The sequence below is a fragment of the Pseudomonas sp. 5Vm1k genome (assembly GCF_056161485.1).
The window spans coordinates 91,049-117,028 of sequence record NZ_JBSPCZ010000007.1; the positions used below are offsets into that span (position 1 = coordinate 91,049).

27 protein-coding genes are annotated in these 25,980 nt (G+C 59.4%); 13 read left to right on the forward strand and 14 right to left on the reverse strand.

Features of this window, described 5'->3' with window-relative positions:
• Window positions 1-96 precede the first annotated feature (96 nt).
• Window positions 97-579, reverse strand: a complete 483-nt coding sequence (locus ACWIKB_RS15685; RefSeq protein ID WP_475267976.1) for a GAF domain-containing protein — start codon at window positions 577-579, stop codon at window positions 97-99.
• Window positions 576-1,466: an ATP-binding protein gene (locus tag ACWIKB_RS15690; protein ID WP_475267977.1), complete on the reverse strand. Its 891-nt coding sequence runs from the start codon at window positions 1,464-1,466 to the stop codon at window positions 576-578. The genes ACWIKB_RS15685 and ACWIKB_RS15690 overlap by 4 nt, the downstream gene beginning before the upstream one ends.
• Window positions 1,467-1,620: 154 nt before the next feature.
• On the opposite strand from ACWIKB_RS15690, the gene ACWIKB_RS15695 reads away from it, so the two are divergent.
• Window positions 1,621-3,942: a hybrid sensor histidine kinase/response regulator gene (locus ACWIKB_RS15695; protein ID WP_475267979.1), complete on the forward strand. Its 2,322-nt coding sequence runs from the start codon at window positions 1,621-1,623 to the stop codon at window positions 3,940-3,942.
• Here the strand turns inward: ACWIKB_RS15695 and ACWIKB_RS15700 are convergent.
• The 3 genes from ACWIKB_RS15700 to msrB all read right to left on the reverse strand — a co-directional run bounded on the left by ACWIKB_RS15700 (window position 3,926) and on the right by msrB (window position 5,454).
• Window positions 3,926-4,387, reverse strand: a complete 462-nt coding sequence (locus ACWIKB_RS15700) for a MarR family winged helix-turn-helix transcriptional regulator (RefSeq protein WP_475267981.1) — start codon at window positions 4,385-4,387, stop codon at window positions 3,926-3,928. The two genes, ACWIKB_RS15695 and ACWIKB_RS15700, sit on opposite strands and share 17 nt — an antisense overlap.
• Window positions 4,384-4,869 (reverse strand): glutathione peroxidase, encoded by a 486-nt coding sequence (locus tag ACWIKB_RS15705; RefSeq protein WP_475267983.1) that lies wholly within the window; start codon window positions 4,867-4,869, stop codon window positions 4,384-4,386. Before ACWIKB_RS15705 ends, ACWIKB_RS15700 begins: the two co-directional genes overlap by 4 nt.
• Window positions 4,870-5,058: 189 nt before the next feature.
• Window positions 5,059-5,454, reverse strand: a complete 396-nt coding sequence (gene msrB, locus ACWIKB_RS15710) for a peptide-methionine (R)-S-oxide reductase MsrB (protein ID WP_475267984.1) — start codon at window positions 5,452-5,454, stop codon at window positions 5,059-5,061.
• A 225-nt stretch (window positions 5,455-5,679) separates the two neighbouring features.
• Here msrB and ACWIKB_RS15715 point away from each other — a divergent pair, with 225 nt between their 5' ends.
• Entirely contained in the window at window positions 5,680-6,891 is a 1,212-nt protein-coding gene (locus tag ACWIKB_RS15715; RefSeq protein WP_054052048.1) for a pyridoxal phosphate-dependent aminotransferase, read from the forward strand.
• A gap of 316 nt (window positions 6,892-7,207) precedes the next feature.
• On the forward strand, window positions 7,208-8,095 hold the full coding sequence (htpX, locus tag ACWIKB_RS15720; protein ID WP_059403635.1) for a protease HtpX: 888 nt from the start codon (window positions 7,208-7,210) through the stop codon (window positions 8,093-8,095).
• A gap of 174 nt (window positions 8,096-8,269) precedes the next feature.
• Here htpX and ACWIKB_RS15725 read toward each other — a convergent pair whose 3' ends face one another.
• Window positions 8,270-8,923 carry a thiopurine S-methyltransferase gene (locus tag ACWIKB_RS15725; protein ID WP_475267985.1) on the reverse strand — a complete coding sequence of 218 codons (654 nt, stop codon included), beginning with the start codon at window positions 8,921-8,923 and terminating at the stop codon, window positions 8,270-8,272.
• A gap of 103 nt (window positions 8,924-9,026) precedes the next feature.
• On the opposite strand from ACWIKB_RS15725, the gene ACWIKB_RS15730 reads away from it, so the two are divergent.
• Window positions 9,027-9,794 carry a DODA-type extradiol aromatic ring-opening family dioxygenase gene (locus ACWIKB_RS15730; protein WP_475267986.1) on the forward strand — a complete coding sequence of 256 codons (768 nt, stop codon included), beginning with the start codon at window positions 9,027-9,029 and terminating at the stop codon, window positions 9,792-9,794.
• Between the two features lie 215 nt (window positions 9,795-10,009).
• Here ACWIKB_RS15730 and ACWIKB_RS15735 read toward each other — a convergent pair whose 3' ends face one another.
• Window positions 10,010-11,683 carry a DEAD/DEAH box helicase gene (locus tag ACWIKB_RS15735; RefSeq protein WP_054052043.1) on the reverse strand — a complete coding sequence of 558 codons (1,674 nt, stop codon included), beginning with the start codon at window positions 11,681-11,683 and terminating at the stop codon, window positions 10,010-10,012.
• Between the two features lie 421 nt (window positions 11,684-12,104).
• Between ACWIKB_RS15735 and ACWIKB_RS15740 the strand changes: the two genes are divergently transcribed.
• Window positions 12,105-12,896: a crotonase/enoyl-CoA hydratase family protein gene (locus tag ACWIKB_RS15740; RefSeq protein WP_475267988.1), complete on the forward strand. Its 792-nt coding sequence runs from the start codon at window positions 12,105-12,107 to the stop codon at window positions 12,894-12,896.
• A gap of 112 nt (window positions 12,897-13,008) precedes the next feature.
• Here ACWIKB_RS15740 and ACWIKB_RS15745 read toward each other — a convergent pair whose 3' ends face one another.
• The gene (locus tag ACWIKB_RS15745) at window positions 13,009-13,764 is read right to left on the reverse strand and encodes a spermidine synthase (RefSeq protein WP_475267990.1); all 756 of its coding nucleotides are present in this window, start codon (window positions 13,762-13,764) and stop codon (window positions 13,009-13,011) included.
• Window positions 13,765-13,910: 146 nt separating this feature from the next.
• On the opposite strand from ACWIKB_RS15745, the gene ACWIKB_RS15750 reads away from it, so the two are divergent.
• Entirely contained in the window at window positions 13,911-15,257 is a 1,347-nt protein-coding gene (locus ACWIKB_RS15750) for a class II 3-deoxy-7-phosphoheptulonate synthase (RefSeq protein ID WP_475267991.1), read from the forward strand.
• Between the two features lie 88 nt (window positions 15,258-15,345).
• Here the strand turns inward: ACWIKB_RS15750 and ACWIKB_RS15755 are convergent, their stop codons facing one another.
• Entirely contained in the window at window positions 15,346-16,575 is a 1,230-nt protein-coding gene (locus ACWIKB_RS15755) for a winged helix-turn-helix domain-containing protein (RefSeq protein WP_475267992.1), read from the reverse strand.
• 64 nt (window positions 16,576-16,639) lie between these two features.
• A complete protein-coding gene (locus ACWIKB_RS15760) occupies window positions 16,640-16,855 on the reverse strand; it encodes a DUF1127 domain-containing protein (protein ID WP_054052224.1) in 216 nt (71 codons plus the stop codon).
• Window positions 16,856-16,951: 96 nt separating this feature from the next.
• Here ACWIKB_RS15760 and ACWIKB_RS15765 point away from each other — a divergent pair, with 96 nt between their 5' ends.
• Entirely contained in the window at window positions 16,952-17,806 is an 855-nt protein-coding gene (locus ACWIKB_RS15765; protein WP_054052034.1) for a LysR substrate-binding domain-containing protein, read from the forward strand.
• On the opposite strand, the gene ACWIKB_RS15770 is transcribed toward ACWIKB_RS15765, so the two are convergent.
• A complete protein-coding gene (locus tag ACWIKB_RS15770; RefSeq protein ID WP_475268241.1) occupies window positions 17,796-18,530 on the reverse strand; it encodes a sulfite exporter TauE/SafE family protein in 735 nt (244 codons plus the stop codon). The two genes, ACWIKB_RS15765 and ACWIKB_RS15770, sit on opposite strands and share 11 nt — an antisense overlap.
• 124 nt (window positions 18,531-18,654) lie before the next feature.
• Between ACWIKB_RS15770 and ACWIKB_RS15775 the strand changes: the two genes are divergently transcribed.
• The 4 genes from ACWIKB_RS15775 (at window position 18,655) to ACWIKB_RS15790 (ending at window position 21,951) form a co-directional block, all read left to right on the forward strand.
• Window positions 18,655-19,611: a LysR family transcriptional regulator gene (locus ACWIKB_RS15775; RefSeq protein ID WP_475267994.1), complete on the forward strand. Its 957-nt coding sequence runs from the start codon at window positions 18,655-18,657 to the stop codon at window positions 19,609-19,611.
• A gap of 69 nt (window positions 19,612-19,680) precedes the next feature.
• A complete protein-coding gene (locus ACWIKB_RS15780) occupies window positions 19,681-20,142 on the forward strand; it encodes a MarR family winged helix-turn-helix transcriptional regulator (protein ID WP_475267996.1) in 462 nt (153 codons plus the stop codon).
• A 340-nt stretch (window positions 20,143-20,482) separates the two neighbouring features.
• The gene (locus tag ACWIKB_RS15785; RefSeq protein ID WP_427628400.1) at window positions 20,483-20,902 is read left to right on the forward strand and encodes an organic hydroperoxide resistance protein; all 420 of its coding nucleotides are present in this window, start codon (window positions 20,483-20,485) and stop codon (window positions 20,900-20,902) included.
• 32 nt (window positions 20,903-20,934) lie between these two features.
• A complete protein-coding gene (locus ACWIKB_RS15790) occupies window positions 20,935-21,951 on the forward strand; it encodes an alpha/beta hydrolase (RefSeq protein WP_475267997.1) in 1,017 nt (338 codons plus the stop codon).
• Window positions 21,952-22,126: 175 nt separating this feature from the next.
• On the opposite strand, the gene ACWIKB_RS15795 is transcribed toward ACWIKB_RS15790, so the two are convergent.
• Entirely contained in the window at window positions 22,127-22,696 is a 570-nt protein-coding gene (locus ACWIKB_RS15795) for an elongation factor P (RefSeq protein WP_007943632.1), read from the reverse strand.
• 48 nt (window positions 22,697-22,744) lie between these two features.
• Window positions 22,745-23,887 carry an elongation factor P maturation arginine rhamnosyltransferase EarP gene (earP, locus tag ACWIKB_RS15800; protein ID WP_475267998.1) on the reverse strand — a complete coding sequence of 381 codons (1,143 nt, stop codon included), beginning with the start codon at window positions 23,885-23,887 and terminating at the stop codon, window positions 22,745-22,747.
• 124 nt (window positions 23,888-24,011) lie between these two features.
• Between earP and ACWIKB_RS15805 the strand changes: the two genes are divergently transcribed.
• Window positions 24,012-24,422, forward strand: coding sequence for a hypothetical protein (locus ACWIKB_RS15805; RefSeq protein ID WP_475267999.1), 411 nt, complete (start codon window positions 24,012-24,014; stop codon window positions 24,420-24,422).
• A gap of 2 nt (window positions 24,423-24,424) precedes the next feature.
• Entirely contained in the window at window positions 24,425-24,907 is a 483-nt protein-coding gene (locus ACWIKB_RS15810) for a GreA/GreB family elongation factor (protein ID WP_475268000.1), read from the forward strand.
• A 6-nt stretch (window positions 24,908-24,913) separates the two neighbouring features.
• Here ACWIKB_RS15810 and cysB read toward each other — a convergent pair whose 3' ends face one another.
• Entirely contained in the window at window positions 24,914-25,888 is a 975-nt protein-coding gene (cysB, locus tag ACWIKB_RS15815; protein ID WP_054052018.1) for an HTH-type transcriptional regulator CysB, read from the reverse strand.
• Window positions 25,889-25,980: the final 92 nt, after the last annotated feature.

The window sequence follows — 25,980 nt, forward strand, 5'->3', positions numbered from 1 at the left end:
GAGCGGGCTTGCTCGCGAAGAGGCCATAACATTCAGCATTGATGTTGACTGACAGACCGCTTTCGCGAGCAAGCCCGCTCCCACAGGAGGTAAGCCTCAGCAATCGGTCAAGCGCAGGAAAATCGCCGCCAGTTGCTCGATGCCTGCCTGATCGGCGGCGGTGAAACGCGCCAGCTTCGGGCTGTCCAGGTCCAGCACGCCGATCAGTCGGCCGTCCTTGACCAGTGGCACCACCAGCTCGCTGTTCGAGGCGCTGTCGCACGCGATATGGCCAGGGAACGCGTGAACGTCTTCAACAAGCTGGGTCTGCAAAGTGGCGGCTGCCGCCCCGCACACGCCCCGGCCGAAAGGAATGCGCACACAGGCGATCTGTCCCTGGAACGGGCCAAGCACCAGCTCTTCGTTGCGATTGAGGTAGAAACCGGCCCAGTTCAGGTCATCGAGCTGGTTGAACAGAAACGCCGAAAACTGCGCAGCATTGGCGATGAAATCCCGCTCGTCCGCCAGCAAGGATTCCAGTTGTGCGTGCAGCATGCCGTAGCCTTCGAGGCCCTGGCCGCTTTGTTGTAAATCGATCATGCCTTGTGCTCCAACAGCTTCAGTCCAACCCAATAACGTGCAAATTGATAGGCACAACGGCCATTGCGATTACCCCGCCCAGTGGCCCAACGGACCGCGAGGATATCCAGCTCTTCCGTGCGCTGCCAGGCGAGGCCAGCCTTGTCGGCCAACTGCCCAATCCAGTGCTCGACCACATTGAGGAAGTGTTCCTGAGTAAACGGATAGAACGACAGCCACAGGCCGAAACGGTCCGACAGGGCGATCTTGTCTTCCACCGCTTCGCTGGGATGCAGTTCACCGTCGACGCGTTTCCAGTTTTCGTTGTCGCTTTCCTTTTCCGGCACCAGGTGGCGGCGGTTGGATGTGGCGTACAACAGAACGTTGTCCGGTGCCTGTTCCAGGGAGCCGTCGAGCACGCTCTTGAGCACCCGGTAATCGCCCTCGCCCGACTCGAACGACAAGTCATCGCAAAACAGCACGAAACGCTGGGGCAATTTGGCAATCTGCTCGACGATACGCGGCAAGTCCGCCAGGTGATCGCGTTCGATCTCGATCAAGCGCAAACCGGCGGCGGCGTGTTCGGCCAGCAACGCGCGAACCAGCGACGATTTCCCGGTGCCACGCGAACCCCAGAGCAGCGCATGGTTGGCCGGCATGCCGTCGATAAACTGTTGAGTATTACGCCCCAGCTGTTCCACTTGGCGGTCGACACCGATCAGGTCGGTCAAACGTGTGTCGAGGCTGACTTGCAGCGGCAGCAGGAAACCGCTGCGGCCTTCACGTTGCCAGCGCGCGGCCAGGCAATGCGTCCAGTCGATGGTTTGCCGAGGTGCCGGCAACAACGGTTCGATACGAGCCAGAACGGCATCGGCGCGTTCAAGAAAAGCATTCAATCGGGAATCCACGTCTTCTCCTCGGGCACGTTTCACAGTAATGATGGCGATACGGCAACTAACAACAACCGTCCTCCTCGAATCAGGGTGGCACGGGAACATCGGTATCGATGCATGATCGACTATGCTTGAGCAGCGAAGGGAAACGGAAGTGGTTCAACACCCCATGGATATCAAGTTCACCCACCGGCTGTCTTACAAGCAAGCCCGGCTCACTGTGCTGGTCGGTTTTATACTGGGCACCTTGCTCAGCCTGGTACAAATAGGCATCGATTATGCCAGCGAAGACGCCTCCATCAACCGCGAAATATTGTCTTTGCTGGAAATCAGCCATAACCCCGCCTCACGCATCGCTTACAACATCGATGCCGAGCTCGCCCAGGAACTGACCATGGGCCTGCTGCGCTCACCGGCGATCATCAGTGCGCAGTTGACCGATAACAACAATACGGTGCTGGCCAGCGTCAAACGCCAGGGCCTGCAAAGCGGTTATCGGGTGATCAGCGACTTCCTGTTCGGCGCCAACCGACAGTTCGAAGACCGCCTCTTCCTCGACCACTTACCCGATGAGTCCCTCGGCACTTTGCAGCTGGAGGTCGACACTTATTCCTTCGGCAGTCGTTTCCTGCGCCGGGCGGAAGTCACCCTGCTCAACGGTTTCGCCCGCAGCCTGATCCTGACCGGGATTCTCCTGGCGCTGTTTTACGTGATGCTGACCAAGCCACTGGTGCGGGTTATCCGCGAACTCAGCGGCCGTGATCCGCGCAGCGCGGAACCGACGTGGCTGGAGTACCCGTTGGGGCATGAAAACGATGAAATCGGTGTGCTGGTCAAAGTGGCCAATCAACAGTTCGAAAACATCGCCACCGAAATCCAGCAACGGCGCAACGCCGAAAATCGCCTGACCGATTACCTCGGGCAACTGGAAAACATAGTTTCCGCGCGCACCGCCGAACTCAAGGCGATCAACACCCGGCTCAGTCAATCCAACGAAGAACTCGAAGTCGCCCGCCGAACCGCCCTGGACATGGCCGAAGCGCGCTCGGCGTTCCTGGCCAACATGAGCCATGAAATCCGCACGCCACTCAACGGCTTGCTGGGAATGATCGCGCTCTCGCTCGACGGTCCGCTCAATGCCGAGCAGCAGCAACAACTGTCCATCGCCCATGACTCGGGCAAAGTACTGGTGGAACTGCTCAACGATATTCTCGACCTGTCGAAATTCGATGCCGGTCAACTGGAGCTCGAACACATTCCATTCGACCTCGGCTCACTGATTGAAGACACCGCCAACCTGCTGTCGCAGAACGCCGCGCCCAGCGTCGAGCTGGCCTGCCTGATTGATCCACAGTTTCCGGCCCTGGTGCTGGGCGACCCGACCCGGGTGCGGCAGATTGTCAGCAACTTGCTGTCCAACGCCCTCAAGTTCACTCGTTTCGGGCGAGTCGATGTGCGGCTTTCGACGTTTGAGGATGGCGTGCGCATCGAGGTCTGCGACACCGGCATCGGGATCGCCCAGGACGCCCAGGTGAAGATCTTCCAGCCCTTCACCCAGGCGGGTGCCGGCATTACCCGGCAATTCGGCGGCACCGGACTGGGTCTGGCCCTGACATTCAACCTCTGTGAAGCCATGCAAGGACGGCTGACGATCAGTTCCGAGGCCGGGTTCGGCAGCCAGTTCTGCGCCGATCTGCCGCTGCCCTGTCACACCCGCGCCATCGCGCCGGCGCCACTGCAAGGCAAGGTGATCGCGATTACGACGGCCAGCAGCGGTCTGGCAGAACTCTTGAAAAGCCTGCTGCCATTGTGGGGGCTCGACTATCAGCAGCGCTCCATTGAAGATTCGCTGCTCGGCCTGGACCCCGATGTCTTGATCACCGACTGCCCGGAATGCCTGTTCGGCCTGCGCCCCACGCTCAAGGCACCGATCCTGCTGGTGACGGCCTATGGCAGTTTCATGCCCAGCGAAGAAGCGGCCGCCCTGGCACCCTTGCAGCAACAGGCGCGACCATTGGCCCGTAACGCGCTGTACCAGACATTGCGCCGGGTCTTGCAACCGGAAACCAACACGATCAATGACGCACGACTCGACGCCCTCACGCCTCAGCGCCGCGGCCGGGTACTGCTGGTGGAGGACAACCCGGTCAATCAATTGGTGGCCAAGGGCATGCTCGGCAAACTCGGTTGCGAGGTCATCGTCGCCGCCCACGGCGCCGAAGCCCTGGATCAACTTGAGCTGAGTGAATTCGATCTGGTGCTGATGGACTGCAACATGCCGGTGATGGACGGTTACGAAGCCAGTCGGCACATCCGCCGCAGCGGGCGCTGGCCGCAGTTGCCGATTGTCGCCCTGACCGCCAACGCCATGTCCGAAGAACGCGAGCGCTGCCGTGTGGCGGGCATGAGCGACTACCTGGCCAAACCGTTTCGCCGGGAGGAGTTAGCCGCCCTGCTCGACTTGTGGATACCGACTACGACAGTGCCTTGATCTGACCCAGCAACTGATCGAGGCCATCACGCAATTCGTTCAGGCGATTCAAATCAACACCGCTGTCGCACAGCAGCCGCGCCTTGAGCGGCCCGACCTGCTCGCGCAAAGCGATGCCCGACGGCGACAGACTCAGGTGCACCTCACGTTCATCCCGCGCTGAACGCTGGCGCTGGACCAGTTGCAGTTGCTCAAGACGCTTGAGCAACGGCGTGAGAGTGCCGGAATCCAGCGCCAGGCGTTCGCCCAAGGCCTTGACGGTCGGTTGTTCCGGGGCCGCTTCCTGCCATTCCCACAACACCAGCATCACCAGGTACTGCGGGTAGGTCAGGCCAAGCTGGTCGAGCATCGGCTTATAACCACGAATCACCGCCCGGGAAGCGGCATACAGCTTGAAGCAGAGCTGGCTGTCGAGTTTCAGGGAGTCGGCGGACACGCTGTTCATTTGAGCAGGGCTTCGATCTCGGCGCTCAAATCCTGCGGCTTGGTGGCCGGGGCGAAGCGCTTGACCAACTGGCCATCCTTGCCGATCAGGAACTTGGTGAAGTTCCACTTGATGCCTTGGGAACCCAGCAGGCCCGGTGCACGTTTCTTCAATTGAACGAACAGCGGATGCGCGTCGGAGCCGTTCACGTCGATCTTTTTGAACAACGGGAAGCTGACACCGTAGTTCAGCTCGCAGAACTCGGTAATCGCACCTTCGTTGCCGGGCTCCTGCTTGCCGAACTGGTTGCAGGGAAAGCCGAGCACCACCAGGCCTTGATCCTTGTAGGTCTGCCACAACTCTTCCAGACCTTTGTACTGCGGGGTAAAACCGCATTTGCTGGCGGTATTGACCACCAGCACCGCTTTGCCGGCGAAGTCGGACAGGGTTTTTTGCTCACCTTTTATGGTGGTAACCGGAATGCTCAGCAGGTTGTCGCTCATGGTTTGGGCTCCAGTGGAAGGACGAAGCGTCAAACATAGTAAACAATTGAATTGTGTGCAATTTAAATTATGAAATACCGACCACATGTAGGAGCTGCCGAAGGCTGCGATCTTTTGATTTTGCTTCTTCGCGAGATCGTTAAAGATCAAAAGATCGCAGCCTTCGGCAGCTCCTACAGAGGGCCCGTATTACGAGCGCGGCACCAAGTCCAGGCACACCGAGTTGATGCAATAACGCAAACCGGTCGGCGGCGGGCCATCCGGGAACACGTGCCCCAGGTGCGCATCGCATTTGGCGCAGACCACTTCGGTGCGGATCATGCCGTGGCTGACGTCGCGGATCTCGACCATCGCACTGTCGCCAATCGGCGCGTAGAAGCTTGGCCAGCCGCAGCCGGAATCAAACTTGGTCTTGGAGTCGAACAACGGCTCGTTGCAGCAGATGCAATGGTAGACGCCGTCAGTCTTGGTGTCGTTGTACTTGCCGGAGAACGGCCGTTCGGTGCCCTTGAGGCGGCAAACGTTGTACTGCTCCGGGTCGAGCATTGCCTTCCATTCTTCCAGGGTTTTATCCAACTTTTCCATCGTCACACCTCAGCAGCTGAAAAAGCCCGATCTGTACCTTTTCCACGGATCGGGCGGCACGTATGATTGCGCCTCGTCAAACGCCAGTCTGGCAGCCAGACCACGCGCATTCAAACGGATTATGAGTGTCGCCACTGAAGGCGTCAGGCCTGTGTGAATACGCAGGATTCCCAGTACGGTTGTCCATCCGCCGCCTGGATCGTTCATTTTCGGGAACACATCGCCATGCAGGTCAGCAAATCGAACAAGCTCGCCAACGTCTGCTACGACATTCGCGGCCCAGTGCTCAAGCACGCCAAACGCCTGGAAGAGGAAGGCCATCGCATCCTCAAGCTGAACATCGGCAACCCGGCGCCCTTTGGTTTCGAAGCGCCGGATGAAATCCTCCAGGACGTAATCCGCAACCTGCCGACCGCCCAGGGCTATAGCGATTCCAAGGGGCTGTTCAGCGCGCGCAAAGCCGTGATGCAGTACTACCAGCAGAAGCAGGTCGAAGGCGTCGGCATTGAAGACATCTACCTGGGCAACGGCGTGTCCGAGCTGATCGTGATGTCGATGCAGGCCCTGCTCAACAACGGCGACGAAGTGTTGGTGCCGGCTCCGGATTACCCGCTGTGGACCGCTGCGGTGAGCCTGGCCGGCGGTAACCCGGTGCACTACCTGTGCGATGAGGGCGCCGACTGGTTCCCGGACCTGGCTGACATCAAGGCCAAGATCACCCCGAACACCAAGGCCCTGGTGATCATCAACCCGAACAACCCGACCGGTGCGGTGTATTCCAAAGAAGTCTTGCTGGGCATGCTCGAACTGGCCCGCTCGCACAACCTGGTGGTGTTCTCCGACGAGATCTACGACAAGATCCTCTACGACGACGCCGTGCACATCTGCACCGCTTCGCTGGCGCCGGACTTGTTGTGCCTGACCTTCAACGGTCTGTCCAAGTCCTACCGCGTGGCCGGTTTCCGCTCCGGCTGGATCGCCATTTCCGGGCCGAAACACCACGCCCAGAGCTACATCGAAGGCATCGACATGCTGGCGAACATGCGCCTGTGTGCCAACGTGCCAAGCCAGCACGCGATCCAGACCGCACTCGGCGGCTATCAGAGCATCAATGATCTGGTGTTGCCTCAGGGTCGCTTGCTGGAACAGCGCAACCGTACCTGGGAACTGCTCAACGACATTCCGGGTGTGAGCTGCGTCAAACCGATGGGCGCGCTGTATGCGTTCCCACGGATCGATCCGAAGGTCTGCCCGATCCACAACGACGAGAAGTTCGTGCTCGACCTGCTGCTCTCCGAGAAGCTGCTGGTGGTACAAGGCACGGCATTCAACTGGCCATGGCCGGATCACTTCCGCGTCGTCACCCTGCCCCGGGTCGACGAACTGGATCAGGCCATCGGCCGGATCGGCAACTTCCTCAAGACCTACCGTCAGTAAGCTGACAGTCACCGTGCGACGCGGGCTCGGGTCGCACGGTGATTAATTCAGCAACACATCTCTGCACTTTGCCGCGCACCCTTGCTGCCATCGCTACCTGATGACGGGTTTTGCGCTCGCGTCTAACAAAGACTGGGGCTGAACAGTCATTCGGCTGACGAACCCTTCCTGCATCCGCGTCGGAAATGCCCTGCACGCAGCTAAACTGTTGCTGTAGGACACAGTTTGAAATAGTCACTCGGTTGAATAGCACGGTGCAGCACCTTATATACCCCGCAGTACGCTACATCTTTAGCATGAGGAGATTCTTACAACCATGATGCGCATCCTGCTGTTTTTGGCCACTAACCTGGCGGTCGTGCTGATTGCCAGCATCACCCTGAGCCTTTTCGGCTTCAACGGGTTCATGGCGGCCAACGGGGTTGATCTCAACCTCAATCAGCTGCTGATTTTCTGTGCGGTCTTTGGTTTCGCCGGCTCGCTGTTCTCGCTGTTCATCTCCAAGTGGATGGCGAAGATGAGCACCAGCACCCAAATCATCAGCCAGCCGCGCACCCGTCACGAGCAATGGCTGCTGCAAACGGTCGAGCAACTGTCCCGGGAAGCCGGGATCAAGATGCCTGAAGTCGGGATTTTCCCGGCCTACGAGGCTAACGCCTTCGCTACCGGCTGGAACAAGAACGACGCGCTGGTCGCGGTCAGCCAGGGCCTGCTCGAGCGGTTCTCGCCGGATGAAGTCAAAGCCGTGCTGGCCCACGAGATCGGTCACGTGGCCAATGGCGACATGGTCACCCTGGCCCTGATCCAGGGCGTGGTGAACACCTTCGTGATGTTCTTTGCACGGATCATCGGCAACTTTGTCGACAAGGTGATCTTCAAGAACGAAGAAGGCCAGGGCATCGCCTACTACGTGGCGACCATCTTCGCCGAACTGGTGCTGGGTATCCTGGCCAGCTCGATCGTCATGTGGTTCTCGCGCAAACGCGAATTCCGTGCAGACGAAGCCGGCGCACGCCTGGCCGGTACCAGTGCCATGATCGGCGCCCTGCAGCGCCTGCGGGCCGAACAAGGACTGCCGGTGCACATGCCGGACACCTTGAACGCCTTTGGCATCAACGGTGGCATCAAACAAGGGTTCGCCCGTATGTTCATGAGCCACCCGCCGCTGGAAGAGCGTATTGACGCGTTGCGTCGTCGGGGCTGATTGGCTTCGCACTAAAAGAAAAGGCCCGCATTGAATGCGGGCCTTTTTTTGTCTGCTGTTTTTTTGGTGTTCTTCAGGCCCCTTTCGCGAGCAGGCTCGCTCCCACGGGAGGGATGCATTCCAATGGGGGCGCGAGCCTGCTCGCGAAGGGCCAGCACAAACAACCCGGATCTATCAGCTGGAAACCCGATACACCCGCTCTTCAAGCCGAGTGACACCACTCTCGACAAACTTCCAGCTCTCGCCCAGAACGTCCTGGTCCTCCAGAATCTTCAGCTTCCAGGTTGCCCCGAACAACCGTTGCACTTCGTCATCCAGCACCGCAAACGGCGGTCCATCCTTTTGTGCCTGGTCGTAATCCAGGGTAATCAAAATCCCCATGGAATCCTTCGGCAGAATCCGTTTCAGGTGCTCGGCATACTGCTCACGCATCGTCGGCGGCAAGGCGATCAACGCCGCGCGGTCGTACAACGCGCTGCAATCAGCCACATCACCGGCGGTCAATGCGAAGAAATCACCGCACCAGATTTCGATCGAACCCGCGCGATACACCGTGAAAGGGCCCTGGTCGCTGACGTCCGGGTCGAATTGATGCTCGTGGAAAAAGTCTTCCACGGCTTTTTCCGACAACTCGACGCCCAACACCTCGTGACCGCATTTGGCCAGCCACAGCAGATCCAGGCTTTTCCCGCATAGCGGCACTAGCACCCGCGCGCCCTCTTCCAGGCTCAGTTGCGGCCAGTACCGTTGCAGATATGGATTCACTTCCGGCAGGTGGAAGCCGATCTGATTCGTCGTCCACCGCTTGTGCCAAAACTCCGGCTGCATAATTAATCCCGAAAATTCGATCAAAAGACCCTAAAACTTATATTAGATTTAGATCAATGATCTGACTGAAGATGACGCCATCTTACCCCTCAGGAGCTCATTCATGTTCCCCAGCCTGTACATATCCCATGGTTCGCCCATGTTGGCGCTGGAACCGGGCGCCAGCGGCCCGGCCCTGGCGCGCCTGGCTGCAGAAATGCCAAAACCGAAGGCCATCGTGATTGTGTCCGCACACTGGGAAAGCAACGAACTGCTGGTCAGCGGTAACGCCCAGCCAGAAACCTGGCATGACTTTGGCGGCTTCCCTAAAGCCTTGTTCGAAGTCCAATACCCGGCACCTGGCAATCCACAACTGGCGGCAGAGGTGGTCGAGTTACTTAAGGCCAATGACCTGCCGGCACGCATCGACGCCAAGCGGCCGTTCGATCATGGGGTCTGGGTGCCGTTGTCATTGATGTACCCGCAGGCCGACATTCCAGTGGTGCAAGTCTCGCTGCCGACCCGTGGTGGCCCGGCGCTACAAACCCGTGTCGGCCATGCCTTGGCCAGCCTGCGTGGCCACGGCGTACTGTTGATCGGCTCCGGCAGCATCACCCACAACCTGCGCGAACTGGACTGGCATGCCGGCCCGGAAAGTGTTGAACCGTGGGCCAAGGCGTTCCGCGACTGGATGATTGAAAAACTCGCCGCCAACGATGAGGTCGCGCTGCACGATTATCGCCAGCAGGCGCCGAATGCCGTGCGCAACCATCCGAGTGATGAGCATTTGCTGCCGTTGTACTTTGCCCGTGGGGCCGGGGGGGAGTTCGGGATTGCGCACCAGGGGTTCACCATGGGGGCGCTGGGGATGGATATTTACCGGTTTGGCTGACAGATAGACCGCATCGCCCCATTCGCGAGCAGGCTCGCTCCCACAGTGGATCTCCAGTGAACACAATATCTGTGTATCGCAGAGATTCCCTGTGGGAGCGAGCCTGCTCGCGAATGAGGGCAACTCGGTGTCCAGGCAGGCACAAACAGCAGGCAAAAAAAATCCCCGAACCAGTCGGGGATTTTTTATGTGCGATCAATCAGCCCGAGAGCGGATTAATCTTCGCGATAGCGACGCAGCTTCAACTGCTTGCCAGCAACGCGAGTGTCCTTCAGTTTGGTCAGGAGTTTTTCCAGACCATCTTCCGGCAGCTCGACGAGGCTGAAGCTGTCACGAACCTGGATGCGACCGATTGCTTCGCGAGCCAGACCACCTTCGTTGAGGATGGCGCCCAGCAGGTTCTTGGCAGCGATACCATCACGCGCACCCAGCGCGGTACGGCAACGAGCACGGCCTTCAGCCAATGGAACCGGAGCACGACGCTCACGATCACCACGGTCCGGACGATCACCGGTACGCTCTGGACGATCGCCACGCGGTGCGTTGTTCGGCACCAATGGACGTTCTTTCTCGATCGCAGCCAGGGTCAGCGCCTGAGCGTTGGTAGCCTTGCGCAGCAGAGCAGCGGCCAGGGCACGCGGAGTGCAACCGATGTCAGCGGTCAGGCGATCAAGCAGATCACCGTGAGTCGATTCGGCATCAGCCACCAGCGGCGACAGGCTGTTGGTCAACTTCTTGATGCGGGCATCAAGAACAGCTTGAGCATCCGGCAGGCGGACTTCGGCAACCTTTTGACCGGTTACACGCTCGATCACTTGCAGCATGCGGCGCTCACGTGGAGTCACCAGCAGCAGTGCACGACCTTCGCGACCGGCACGGCCAGTACGGCCGATACGGTGAACGTAGGACTCTGGGTCGTACGGCATGTCAACGTTGAACACGTGAGTGATGCGCGGAACGTCCAGACCACGAGCAGCTACGTCGGTCGCCACAACGATGTCCAGACGGCCATCCTTGAGGGATTCGATTACGCGCTCACGTTGGTTCTGAGCAATGTCACCGTTCAGCGCAGCGGCTTTGTAGCCTTTGGCTTCCAGGGCACTGGCCAGGTCCAGGGTCGCTTGCTTGGTGCGCACGAACATGATCAGGGCGTCGAAGTCTTCAACTTCCAGCAGGCTCAATACAGCCGAGGTCTTCTGGTCAGCGTGAACCAACAGGTGAGCCTGTTCGATCGCGGTAACGGTCTGAGTCTTGGTCTGGATCTTCACGTGCTGCGGATCACGCAGGTGACGCTCGGCAATGGCACGGATCGACTGCGGCAGGGTCGCCGAGAACAATACGGTCTGACGGGTCGGTGGCAGAGCCTTGAAGATAACTTCGAGGTCGTCCATGAAACCCAGTTTGAGCATTTCGTCCGCTTCGTCCAGAACCAGGTGGTTCACGGTCGACAGGACTTTTTCGTCACGACGCAGGTGGTCGCACAGACGACCCGGAGTGGCGACAACGATCTGTGCGCCATTACGGATTGCTTTCAGTTGTGGGCCCATCGGGGCGCCGCCGTAAACGGCCACAACGGTAACGCCCGGCATTTGCTTGGCGTAGGTTTCGAAAGCGGTTGCTACTTGCAGCGCCAACTCACGGGTTGGCGCCAGGATCAGGGCTTGCGGCTCGCGCTTTGCAGGATCGATGCGATGCAGGATAGGCAGGGCGAACGCGGCGGTTTTACCGGTACCGGTTTGCGCCTGGCCAATCATGTCGTGGCCGGCCATGATGATCGGGATCGATTGCTGCTGAATAGCCGAAGGCTCTTCGTAGCCAGTCGCAATGACGGCTGCAAGAATATTCGGATTAAGATTAAAAGCGGCGAAGCCGCCGGTTTCCTGGGTCATGGGTCTGCCTCTAAGTGCATCCGCAAAGACCCATGCTCCAAAGCTGCGCATGCCGTGTAAGACTCAAGAGTCGCCCTGGCTGCTTTGTCGGCGGGGATTTGCGAAAACGAATGAATGAAAAAGATTCGTCAAGGAAGAGTCCGCTGTGCGGACGTGCAGCCGAAGCTGACTTCGGGGAATTGCGCTACCTAAACGCGGCCCGGTTAAAGGCCGGCGCGCACTATACCGGAATTCGCCCAAAAAGGGAGCATTATTTGTCGGAAAACTGACGTATACACCGTTATGTCACAGGCTTTGCGGATAATCGCGCAACAGTCTATTTTTCAAAGGCCCGGCCCTGCTGGCGATGGCGCTAAAACGGTTCACCCTTGTGACGCAGACCTTCGGTCTGACCTCCCCTTCCCGCCCGAGGAAATGCCCCATGAATCAGACCGTTTCCAGTCGTGTCAGCCGTGAGCGACGTGGTCATGTCTTATTGCTTGGCCTGGACCGGGTCGCCAAGCGCAACGCCTTTGACCTTGATCTACTCAACGAACTGAGCCTGGCCTATGGCGAATTCGAGGCCGACAGCGACGCGCGGGTGGCGGTGGTGTTTGGCCATGGCGAACATTTCACCGCCGGGCTCGACCTGATCAATGCCAGCGCCGCCCTCGCCGAAGGCTGGCAGGCGCCGCCCGGCGGCTGTGATCCGTGGGGCGTGTTTGCCGGGCCACGGGTGAGCAAACCGGTGATCGTCGCCGCGCAAGGTTATTGCCTGACCATCGGCATCGAGCTGATGTTGGCTGCCGATATCAACCTCTGCGCCAGCAACACCCGTTTCGCCCAGATGGAAGTGCAGCGAGGGATCTTCCCGTTCGGCGGCGCCACGTTGCGCCTGCATCAGGTGGCCGGCTGGGGCAACGCCATGCGCTGGCTGCTGACTGGCGATGAATTCGACGCCCATGACGCGCTGCGCCTGGGACTGGTACAGGAAGTCATGGCCAGTGAGGATTTGCTGCCCCGCGCGATTGAACTGGCGGAGCGCATCGCCCGACAGGCGCCGCTGGGGGTACAGGCGACGTTGATGTCTGCCAGACAGGCGCGTTATGAAGGAGAGACAGCGGCGGCGCAGGCATTGCCGCCGATGGTGAAGAAATTGCTGGCCAGTGAGGATGCCAAGGAAGGTGTGCGATCGATGATCGAGAAGCGGCCGGGGGTCTTTAAAGGGGTTTGAGGTTTGCGGCGATGCGGAAACTGCCTTCGCGGGCAAGCCATGCTCCTACGGGTCATGCGCAACCATTGTAGGAGCGAGGCTTGCCCGCGAAGAGGCCATCACAGACACCCCATCAAGTAGCCGGCCGAATCGCCTTGATCAACGACTGCAACGAATACCCCAACCGCGGCGCCAGCCCTTCAGCCCGGGCGATCAAGCCGTCCATGTCCAACTCCTGATCCAGCTCCGACGGCACGATCAGGATCACGTTGCCCTCCTTCACCGGCAGTTCCCAGTAATGCCGATGGTAGAGCCCGCGAAACAATGCCGCCCCCAGCGGTTTACCGTCGTCGGTGGCCCACTGATTGATCACCAGCCAGCCACCCGGGTTCAGGCGTTTCTGACAGTTTTCCAGAAAGCTCCAGGCCAGATGCCCGACGCCCGGCCCGACATCGGTGTAGAGGTCGACGAAAATCAGGTCCGCCGGCTCAGCCGTCTCCAGCAACTCCAGCGCATCGCCGACGCGGATATACAGCCGGGGATCGTCATCCAGCCCTAAATATTCGATGGCCAGGCGCGGCACGTCCGGGCGCAGTTCGATGGCTTCGACGTCTTCCAGCGGCAGGAACTTGAGGCAGGCCTGGGTCAGCGTACCGGCACCGAGGCCAAGAAACAGCGCGCTTTCCGGCTGTTCATGGCACAACGCACCAATCAGCATGGCGCGGGTGTAGTCGTACTCCAGCCAGCTCGGGTCGGCTGTGAACACGCAGCTTTGCTCGATGGCATCGCCGAATTCGAGAAAGCGATAATCGGCCACTTCCAGCACGCGAATCACGCCGAACTCATCCTGTACCTCGGCGAGCAGATGCTCGACGCGCTCCTCAGTCATTTCGTCTCCAGATCGTCACCGGGCCCGGCAACCAATACACCGCAACATGAAGCGGCAAAGGCGCGATTGTCCGCGAAGCGACGGGAACAGGTCACGCACTAATTGCTGATAACATAAGGACCCGTGCGTAAACACTAGAGACCGTGATGAGCCAACCCTGGAGCCCTGACAGCTGGCGTGCCCTGCCGATCCAGCAACAACCCCGCTACCCCGACGCCGCGCATTTGCTGCACGTCGAGCAAACCCTGGCCAGCTATCCGCCGCTGGTGTTTGCCGGTGAAGCCCGGGAATTGCGCCGTCAGTTTGCCGAAGTGACCCAGGGCCGCGCGTTTCTGTTACAGGGCGGCGACTGCGCCGAAAGCTTCGCCGAGTTCTCCGCCGCAAAAATCCGCGACACCTTTAAAGTGCTGCTGCAAATGGCGATCGTCATGACCTTCGCCGCCGGTTGCCCGGTGGTCAAGGTCGGGCGCATGGCTGGCCAGTTCGCCAAACCGCGCTCGGCCAATGACGAAACCATCGACGGCGTAACCTTGCCGGCCTACCGTGGCGACATCGTCAACGGCATCGGTTTTGACGAAAAAAGCCGCGTGCCAGACCCGGAACGCCTGCTGCAGTCCTATCACCAGTCCACGGCCACCCTGAACCTGCTGCGCGCCTTCGCCCAAGGCGGCTTTGCCGACCTGCATCAAGTGCACAAGTGGAACCTGGATTTCATCGCCAATTCGGCCCTGGCCGAGAAGTACAGCCACCTGGCCGATCGCATCGATGAAACCCTGGCGTTCATGCGCGCCTGCGGCATGGACAGCTCCCCGCAACTGCGTGAAACCAGTTTCTTCACTGCTCACGAAGCGCTGCTGCTGAACTACGAACAAGCCTTCGTGCGTCGCGACAGCCTGACCAACGATTACTACGACTGCTCGGCCCACATGCTGTGGATCGGCGACCGCACCCGTCAGCTCGACGGCGCGCACGTCGAATTCCTGCGCGGGGTGAATAACCCGATCGGCGTAAAAGTCGGCCCGAGCATGAACCCGGAAGATTTGATTCGCCTGATCGACGTGCTCAACCCGGACAATGATCCGGGCCGTTTGAACCTGATCGCGCGGATGGGCGCGAACAAGGTCGGCGATCACCTGCCGCATCTGATCCGCGCCGTAGAGCGCGAAGGCAAGAAAGTGCTCTGGAGTTCCGACCCGATGCACGGCAACACTATCAAGGCCAGTAGCGGCTACAAGACCCGCGACTTCGCGCAGATCCTCGGCGAGGTGAAGCAGTTCTTCCAGGTGCACGAAGCGGAAGGCACCTATGCCGGCGGTATCCACATCGAAATGACCGGGCAGAACGTGACCGAGTGCATTGGCGGGGCGCGGCCGATTACGGAAGACGGGTTGTCGGATCGTTACCACACCCATTGCGATCCGCGGATGAATGCCGATCAGTCGCTGGAATTGGCGTTTCTTATTGCCGAGACCCTGAAACAGGTTCGGCGCTAAACCGCGTCGCGACCTTCGCGAGCAAGCCCGCTCCCACATTTGGAATGCGTTCCCCTGTGGGAGCGGGCTTGCTCGCGAAGGCGGCCGCTCAATCACCACCCATTTGTGCCAATGCCACCCGCAACCTGTCTGCACTCACCCGCTGACAATTCAATTGCACCCGCTCCAACCCCAACCAATCCGCCATCTGCCGCAAATTAACCGCTAACGCCAGCATCCCCGCCTCATCCAGCCCCGGCTCTTCCTCATGCACCGCATGCACCGCCAATCGGCCCAACGCTCGCTCAGCGCGCAAATCCACCCGCGCAGCAATCCGTTCATGGTGCAAAAACGGCAACACGTAATAGCCGTAGACCCGCTTGTCTTGCGGCGTGTAAATCTCCAGCCGATAACGGAAATCGAACAAGCGCTCTGTGCGGCTGCGCTCCCAAATCAGCGAATCAAAGGGTGACAGCAAAGCGCTGGCCTCGACCTTACGCGGCACTTTCGGCTCGGGCAGACAGTAGGCTGGTTGGCGCCAGCCCTGCACTTCGCAGGCCAGCAGCTCACCAGCCTCGACCAGTTCCGCCAAACGCAGTCGACTGTCGGTCGGGTTCAAACGGAAATAGTCGCGCAAATCCTTTTCCGTGCCGACTCCCAATGCCGTTGCCGCATGCAGCAACAATCCGCGCTGAGCCTCGGCTTCCGTCAGCAAAGGTTGCTGGAGAATCGCCGAGGGGATCACCCGCTCCGGCAGATCATAAAGTCGTTCGAAGCCGCGTCGTCCGGCGACGGTCACTTCACCGGCGGCGAACAGCCATTCCAGCGCATGCTTTTCCGCGCTCCAGTCCCACCACGGCCCGGCCCGTTCCTGACGGGTCGACAGGCTACCGGCACCCAACGCACCCAGCTCTTCAACCGATGCCAGCACTCGACGAATCGTGTGTTGTTGTTCACGGCCAAAACGTGCCAATTGCTGATAGATGTCTTCGCCACGGGTCGCGCGCTGCATGCGCCAGCGCATCAACGGATACATGGACAACGGCAACAGCGAAGCTTCATGGCCCCAATATTCGAACAACGTGCGTCGCCGGCCCTGACTCCAGGCAGCCTGGTCGAGCAAGTCGGATGAGTAGTTACCAAGACGGGAAAACAAGGGAAGGTAGTGCGAACGCACCAACGCGTTGACCGAATCGATCTGCAAAATGCCCAGGCGTTCGATCAGTCGATTGAGCTGAACCGGTTTGATCGCCGCTGGCGGCTGGCGCCCGTTGAACCCTTGGGCAGCCAGTGCCAGACGTCGAGCCTGTTTGATGGAAAAGGACAGCGTTGCGGGCATGAGCATCTCCTTGTCTGCTCGCAACCTACCTCACCAGAGAGGGGTTTGTGTAGCAATGGCCTCATCATTTATGCATCGGATCGTCCCAGAACGGCCGGATCGACTCGTGCTCGACATCCGCACGGCTCACGCCAATGTCCTTCAGCGCTTCATCGCTCAGGCTCGCCAACAGCTCACGTTCGCGATGAAGTTCGTACCAGCGACTAAACTTGTGCAGCAGATCCGAAACAGCGTGGATTGAGAATTTTTCTGACGTTACATGCTCGTGTTGACCTTTCATCATGTTGCCCTCCTTTAGGGATGGCTCAAGTCTCGCGCCAGAGCTAAGATCAATCCAACGAATGTTTCTGATGGTATGCATCTCGGAGATTGATGAATGTCAGCTTTCCCCAGTATTGATACCGATGTGCTGCGTACCTTTGTCGCGATCGCCGACCAGGGCGGTTTTACCCGCGCCGGTGAATTGGTCAACCGCACGCAGTCGGCGGTGAGCATGCAGATGAAACGCCTGGAAGAAGACGTGTTGCAGCGCCAACTCTTCGAACGCGACGGCCGCCAGGTCAAGCTGACCGCCGAAGGTCAGGTGCTGCTCGGCTATGCCCGGCGCATCCTCAAACTGCACAGTGAAGTGTTCAATACCCTGCGCGAGCCGCACATGGTCGGCACCGTGCGCATCGGCACGCCGGATGATTACGTAATGCGCTTTTTGCCGGGCATCCTGTCGCGCTTCGCCAAGTTCTATCCGTTGATCCAGATCGAAGTTCACTGCGAATCGACCAAGCAACTGTTGCAGCGCCAGGACCTCGACCTGTCGATCGTCACTCGCGAGCCGGGAACCGAGATCGGCCAGTTGCTGCGCAAGGAGCGTTTCGTCTGGGCCGAGGCGCAATGTTTCAGCGCCCACGAGCAAACCCCGCTGCCACTTGCAATGTTCAACAGTGATTGTTTCTGCCGGTTGTGGGCCTGCAACGCCCTCGACGCGATGGGCCGTGATTACCGCATCGCCTACAACAGTTCGAGCCTGTCAGCATTGATGGCAGTGGTCAGCGCCGGCCTGGCGGTGACTGCGCAACTGGAAAGCCTGATCACCCCGGACATGCGCATCCTCGGCGCTGCCGAAGACCTGCCGCTGCTACCGGAAGCCTGCATTATGCTGGTGCGCAATCTGCACAACCCGTCGCCGATCACCGAGTGCCTGGCCGAGCACATCGTCGAAGGCTTCAAACTTTAAGGGCAAGCATCGCCGCACAGAACACCAGGAAACCGCAGAACAGCCCGCGCAACAGCCGTTCTGGCAATGCGTGGGCAATCTTCACGCCCCAACTGATGCTCATCAGACCGCCAACAGCCAATGGCAAGCCGATCATCCAGTTCACCTCATGGTGTACAGCGTAAGTCACCAGCGTGACGCCGGTGCTTGGCAACGCCAGCGCCAGCGACAAGCCTTGGGCAACCACTTGAGTGGTGCCGAACAGGCTAGTCAGCACCGGCGTCGCCACCACCGCGCCACCGACACCAAACAACCCGCCCATGGTCCCGGATGCCGCGCCGAGCACACCCAGCCACGGCCATGAGTAATTCATTTGCGAAGACGCCGGTGCGTTGGCGGTGAACATTCGTGCAAGGTTGTAGATAGACAGGGCCACCAGGAAGGCGACAAAGCCTAAGCGCATGGTTTGCGCATCAATGCCCACAGCCCAGATCGAACCAATCCAGGCGAAGCAGAAACCCATCGAGGCCAGCGGCAGCGCATGGCGCAATTCGATGCGATTGCGTTGGTGGTAGCGCCACAGCGCCAGCATCACGTTCGGCACCACCATCACCAACGCCGTGCCTTGGGCCAGTTGTTGATCCAGACCGCACAACACGCCAAGCAACGGAATGGCGACCAGGCCACCACCAATGCCGAACAAACCGCCCAGGGTGCCCAAGGCAACGCCGAAGATCAGGTACATCAAAAACTCAATCACGGCTCATTCCCTCTTGTCAGGCTTTTCATCCTACGCAGTCGGCCCTAGCGGGGAAACGCACAGCAACGCACAATGGCTATGCCGATTTCGCACAAGCGCTGGTGAACCCATGAATCCCAATCAATTGACTGACCAACTCGGGCTGTTCCTGGATGTGCTCGAAAGCGGAAGCTTTTCCGCTGCATCCCGGCGCCATCCGCTGACACCTTCGGCGGTGGCCCGGCGTATCGACAGTCTTGAAAGCGCGGTCGGCAGTCAGCTATTCCTGCGTAGCACTCACGCGGTGCGGGCGACGCCGGCCGGTTTAGCGTTTGCCGAGCGTGCGCGGCGGATCGTTGCCGAACTGCGTCTGGCGCGGGCGGAAGCGGTGTCCCTCAGCAGCGCGCCTGAAGGCTTGATTCGGGTGGACGCACCCGCCGCATTCGGCCGCCGACATCTGGCACCGGTCATCGCGGACTTTCTGATGCTGTATCCCGGCCTCGACGTGCAATTGCACCTGATCGACAGTTTTGTCGACATGCAGGGTTTGAACCTGGGCAAAGTCGACCTGGTGTTGCGCGCCGGGCAAATGGCCGACACCCGACTGGTGGCGACGCCACTGGCGAACATGGTGCGCATCGCTTGCGCCAGCCCCGACTATTTAAAACGCCGAGGTGTGCCTACCGATCCGGCGCAATTGAATGAACACGATGGCCTGGACTGGGACGGGCTGGCTCCGCCCTTCGCCTGGCGTTTCGAGCTGGAGGGACGCATGCAATTGCACCGCCCGGCGCGTATCCGCATGAGCGCCAACAATGCCGAGGCCTTGGTCTGCGGCGCGCTGGCCGGGCTGGGCATCGCGCACTTGCCGACGTGGCTGGCCAGCGAATACCTGCTGCGCGGTGAATTGTTGCCTCTGTTCTGCGAAAACGGTCTGCCGAAACCGGAAACCGCCGGGATATACGCATTGCGCCTGGAGCAGCAGGCCAGTTCCCGCAGTCGTCTGTTGCTCGAATACCTGAAGACCCGCTTCAGCCCGATTGCCCCTTGGGATCTCGCGCTGCAAGGCAATCTGGCCGGGTACTAAGCCAAAATTATCTGGCGCATTAAAGATTCGCCCGCTAGATTCATGACGATCACTGATCAAGGCTTTGACATGACCACCGAACGCAACACCCCGGACAACTGCGACGACCTGCTGCTGGACAACCAGGTCTGCTTCGCCCTGCATTCCACTTCGCTGCTGATGACCAAAGTCTACAAACCCTTGCTGCAAGCACTGGGCCTGACCTATCCGCAGTACCTGGCGATGATGGTGTTGTGGGAAAAGGATGGTTTGACCGTCGGTGAAATCAGCAATCGTCTGTTGACCGATCCGGGCTCGTTGACGCCGCTGCTCAAGCGCCTGGAAGTCGAAGGACTGCTCAGCCGCACCCGCAGCCGTGACGATGAACGGGTGGTTATTGTCGAGCTGACCGAACAAGGCCGGGCGTTGCGGGACAAGGCCCGGGGTATTCCGCAGTGCATTTTGGGCGCCAGCGGGCAGACGCTGGAGCAGTTGAAGAAGCTGCAAGCGGATCTTCAGGATTTGCGTAGCCACCTGCAAGACAGCCTCTAATATCCCCCAAACACAATAGATCCCTGTGGGAGCGGGCTTGCTCGCGAAGGCGGTGTGTCAGTCAACTTATTGCTGAATGACACACCGCCTTCGCGAGCAAGCCCGCTCCCACACTAGTTTTGTGTTCACCTTCAAAAAAATACTCGCCCCTGAAAATCCCGTCCCCACCGCTCTAGCTCAATATTCTCCCCAATCATCAGCAACCCGCCTGCGTCCCCTCACCAAACTTTCCCAAAAATTTATCTTGCGCGCTAAATATTCGCGAGCTACATTTATCTCGCAGTTACTTAGCGCGCAAATATTTAGCGCAAAACACCCAAACCCGAATGAGGCTCACACCATGCAAACTCTCTACACCGCAATCGCAACTTCCACCGGTGGCCGTGACGGTCGTGCGGTTTCCAGCGACAACATCCTCGACGTAAAGCTCGCTACCCCCAAAGAACTCGGCGGTGCTGGCGGCGCGGCGACCAACCCTGAGCAACTGTTCGCAGCCGGCTACTCCGCCTGCTTCATCGGCGCGCTGAAGTTCGTGGCCAGCCAGACCAAACGCACTATCCCGAACGACGCCTCGATCACTGCGCATGTCGGCATCGGCCAGATCCCTGGCGGTTTCGGTTTGGACATCGACCTGCACATCAGCCTGCCAGGTCTCGAACAAGCCGACGCGCAATCCCTGGTCGATGCGGCTCACCAGGTCTGCCCGTACTCCAACGCCACCCGTGGCAACGTCGAAGTGCGCCTGCACGTGACCGTCTAACCGCTGATTCCAGGCCCGAACAGGAAACGACCATGAACACGTTCAGCAAAGTCTTGACCGGTACCCTTCTCGCCCTCTCCGTCCACAGCGCATTTGCTGGCGATGGGGTTGAGCACAACACCCAGGCATTCCTCGATGTACTGAATGCCGGAACCGGCAAGCCAATGGAGCAGCTCACTCCCAAAGATGCCCGCGCGGTGTTGGTGGGTGCGCAAGCCGGGGTGAAGCTGACGCTGCCAAAAGCCGATGTCAGCCAGAAGACCATTCAAGTCGATGGCCAACCGATCAGCCTGACCATCGTCCGGCCGGCTGGGGTCAAAGGCAAGCTGCCCGTGTTCATGTTCTTCCACGGCGGCGGTTGGGTGCTGGGGGATTTCCCGACCCACGAGCGGCTGGTTCGGGATTTGGTAACCGGTTCGGGTGCGGTGGCGGTGTTCGTCAATTACACGCCGTCGCCGGAAGCGCACTACCCGGTGGCGATCAACCAGGCTTACGCCGCCACAAAGTGGGTGGCCGAGCACGGTAAAGAGATCAATGTCGACGGCAAGCGCTTGGCGGTGGCCGGTAACAGTGTCGGTGGCAACATGGCCGCGGTGGTTTCGCTGATGGCCAAAGACAAGGGCACGCCGGCAATCAAGTTCCAGGTGCTGTTGTGGCCGGTGACGGACGCCAGCTTCGAAACCGCGTCTTACAACCAGTTAGCCGAGGGGCACTTCCTCACCAAGAACATGATGAAGTGGTTCTGGGACAACTACACCACCGACGCTAATCAGCGGAACGAGATCTACGCGTCACCGTTGCGGGCGACCACGGCTCAGCTCAAAGGTCTGCCGCCAGCGCTGGTGCAGACCGCCGGCGCCGATGTACTGCGCGATGAAGGCGAGGCCTATGCACGCAAACTCGACGAGGCTGGCGTGCCGGTCACGGCGGTTCGCTACAACGGCATGATCCACGACTATGGTTTGCTCAACGTGGTGAGCCAGGTGCCGGCGGTGCGTTCGGCGATGCTGCAAGCGTCTGAAGAACTCAAGCAACACCTGAAGAAATAACACCACCCCTGTAGGAGCGAGGCTTGCCCGCGAAGGCGTCGTGTCAGTCGACATCAACGTTGAATGACAAACCGCTTTCGCGGGCAAGCCCTCGCTCCTACAGGGGTCATGTGTTTCTGGCAGGCACAAAAAAGCCCGACTCAATGGTCGGGCTTTTTCATTCCTGAGGCTGTGCTTATTTAGCACGGCCTTTGTAGGAACCGCCTTCGCGGGTATCGATCTCGATCATGTCGCCGATTTCGATGAAGTCAGCAACCGACAGTTCGGTACCGTTCTTCAGTTTGGCAGGCTTCATTACCTTGCCGGAAGTGTCGCCGCGAGCGGAACCTTCGGTGTAGTCAACCTGACGCACGATAGTGGTCGGCAGTTCTACGGAAACCAGACGCTCTTCGAAGAAGATCGCTTCGCAAACATCGGTCATGCCTTCTTCAACGAAAGGCAGAACGGCTTCGATGTCTTCAGCGTTCAGCTCGTACATGGTGTAGTCGGTGGTGTCCATGAACGTGTAGGTGTCGCCGCTGATGAAGGACAGGGTCGCTTCTTTGCGGTCGAGGATTACGTCGTCCAGTTTGTCGTCAGCGCTGTAAACGATCTCGGTCTTGTAACCGGTCAGCAGGTTCTTCAGCTTGGTCTTCATGATCGCGCTGTTACGACCGGACTTGGTGAATTCAGCTTTCTGAACCAGCCAAGGATCGTTTTCGAGACGGATCACGGTACCGGGTTTCAGTTCTTTACCAGTTTTCATTGCGAATATCCGAATTTGGATGGGATTTACAAAAATCTAGGCCGCGTATCATATCCAATTTAGGTAAAACTGTACCAGCGCCGCGGCAAGATCCGCCTGCAAGGCTTGTTCCAGACACCACGCCTCGGCATGTTTTTGCAGCTGGGGCCAGTGTTTGCGGGTCGCCAGCCATTGGTCGGCCATGTCTTCGCCAGCATTCCACGCCCGCCAAAGACCACCGATCGCCTCTGCGGCAGGTGCAGACAAGCCTTTTGTGTAGAGCGCGAGGAAAGCTTCGAGCTTGTCGAGGTGGATATCTTCGTCCTGCTGATAGATGTGCCAGAGCAGCGGTCGCCCTGCCCATTGGGCACGGACAAACGAGTCTTCGCCGCGCACCGCGTTGAAATCGCAGCACCAGAGCAAATGATCGTATTGATCCTGGCGGACGAATGGCAGCACCTGAACAGTCAAGGCGTCGCGTATATGCAGCGCACCGGCCGCTAGATCGCTCACCCCGAGCCAGCGCTCAACATCTCCGAGAATCCGCCCTTCAGGCACCAGCAGATGCGTGGGCGCAGAATCGGCGGCCAGTGTGTCGAGCCAACTCGCCAGCCCGGTATTTTCGTAGGCAAACAGCGAGATCAACTGCGCACCTTGCGCACGATCTATCCCCAATCCCTGCAGGAATTCCCGCTGAGCCTCGGGGTTTTGCTGAAATTGCCGACGCCGCTCCAGCAATCCGCTTTCACGCAGCAAGCCACCGGTGCCCTGCTGGAACCCTGGGAAGAAGAAATACTTCTGCACACTCTTGTACTTCACCGACGGCAAACCGTGGCAACCGATGACCCAGTCTTCAGCGCTCAAGTAATCCAGGTTCATCCACAATGGCGGCTTTTGCCGCGCGGCCATGGCGTCCATATACGGGCTCGGCAGTTGGCAGGCGAACGCGGCGATCACCACGTCGGCGGCCTCCACGGGTTGCCATTCGATCGGCCATTGACGCACCTCGACACCCTGCTGCCACTGCTGGGGCGCATGGATGTCGATCTGCGGGCACAGGCGTTCGAAGGCTCGCAGGTCGTCGACCCACAGGCGCACGGTCACACAATGTTCGGCCACCAGTTGCCGGGCCAGGCGCCAGGTCACGCCGATGTCGCCAAAGTTGTCGACTACGGTGCAAAAAATATCCCAGCGGCTGTTCAGTTCAGGCATTACAGATTCCCGTTGGCAAAGGCGCCAATTGTCCGCATAAATTACCCCGTGCAGAAGAGCCGCCGACGATTAATCTTCGTGCGACAATCGCCATCCAACCGCGACCACTCGCCAGGAGGCAGCCATGCCCTACCGTCCCAACCCGCGCCGCCCATTGCCGATCCAGCTCAATGCCTTGCAATTGATCGGCAGCATTGCCTTGGGTCTCTGGCTGGGATTTCTGGCCATCGCGCTGACGTGCTGGCTCGCCTCGCGTCTTTTCTCCACCGAGCAATTGGCGCCCGTGGCCCAGGCCGTGCAGCGACTGACCCAACCGGTGGCAGTGGCTCAACCGGTGCCGGACATTCCGCCACAGAGCCCGTTATTCGAGCAATACAAAGAAAACCTGCGCAAGAACGAACAGCAACAATTCCTCGATCAGGCCCGCACCAACAACCGCAACCTGTCGAACCCCAAATGCCAGTTCTGGCTGCAACAGGACCAGACCGCGCCGAGCGAAAAAAGCCGCGCCAACGTCCAGCAATTCTGCGATTGATCATGAACAAGCCGACCGTCCACCAACTGATTCTCGACAAGCTGCGCATCGATCTCGACATCGCCGAACGCGCTGCGCAAACCGCTTACGAAACCGCGACCCACGAAGAAAACATCGCCGAAAACAAATACGACACTTTGGGCTTGGAGGCGTCGTACCTCGCAGCCGGGCAGGCGAAACGGGTCGAGGAAATCCGTCATTCACTGACGCTTTGCCAGAACCTGACGTTGCGTCCCTACGACGATCAGCGCGGTATCGAAGTCGGCGCCCTGCTCGGTCTGGAAGACGAAAAGGGTCGTGAACAATGGCTGTTCCTGGCCCCCGACGCGGCGGGTTTGAAGGTCGATCTGGTGGGACAGATGATCACCGTCATCACCCCTCGCTCGCCGCTGGGCAAAAGCCTGCTGGGCAAGTTTGAAGGGGACGAGGTGGAGATTCTGGTGGCGGGCGCTCGGCAACAGTTCTCTGTTACCGAGGTGATTTAACGCAGATTAATGAACGGGAAGTTCGACACCGTCGAACAGCTCTTCCAGTTCCTGCTTGTTGTGGCACTGGATCGCCTTGGCCATGACTTCGCGGGTCAGGTGCGGGGCAAACTTCTCGATGAAGTCGCACATGAAACCACGCAGGAACGTGCCGCGACGGAAACCGATCTTGGTGATGCTGGACTCGAACAAGTCGCTGGCATCGAGCATCACCAGGTCGCTGTCGAGTTTGGCGTCGACCGCCATTTTCGCGACGATGCCCACGCCCAGGCCCAGGCGCACGTAAGTCTTGATCACGTCGGCGTCGGCGGCGGTGAACACCACTTTCGGCGTCAGGCCACGATGGCTGAAAGCTTCGTCGAGTTTCGAACGGCCGGTGAAACCGAACACGTACGTCACGATCGGGTATTCGGCGAGAGCTTCGAGGGTCAGCTTCGGCAGCTTGGTCAGCGGGTGGCCCTGAGGCACAACCACGCAACGGTTCCAGCGGTAGCACGGCATCATCACCAGATCACCGAACAGCTCCAGGGCTTCGGTGGCGATGGCGAAATCCACGGTGCCGTCAGCGGCCATTTCGGCGATCTGCATCGGCGAACCCTGGTGCATGTGCAACGCAACGTCCGGGTACTGCTTGATGAAATTGCTGATCACCGGCGGCAACGCATAACGCGCCTGGGTGTGGGTGGTTGCGATCGACAGGGTGCCTTTCTTCTCGTTGGAGAATTCCTGGGCGATCTGCTTGATGCTTTCAACCTTGCGCAGGATTTCGCCGGCGGTGGTAATGATGCGTTCGCCAGCCGGGGTAACGCGGGTCAGGTGCTTGCCGCTCCGGGCAAAAACCTCGACTCCCAATTCGTCTTCCAGCAGACGGATCTGCTTACTGATGCCCGGTTGCGAGGTGTAGAGACTTTGGGCGGTAGCGGAAACGTTGAGGTCGTGGTGCGCCACTTCCCAGATGTAGCGCAGTTGTTGAAGCTTCATATGTATCCCTCAAAGCAGGTAGACGCCACGGGCATCAGCGACGGTATATAACTATATTAATGGTTTGAAGAATAAATCTAGAACTTTTTTAT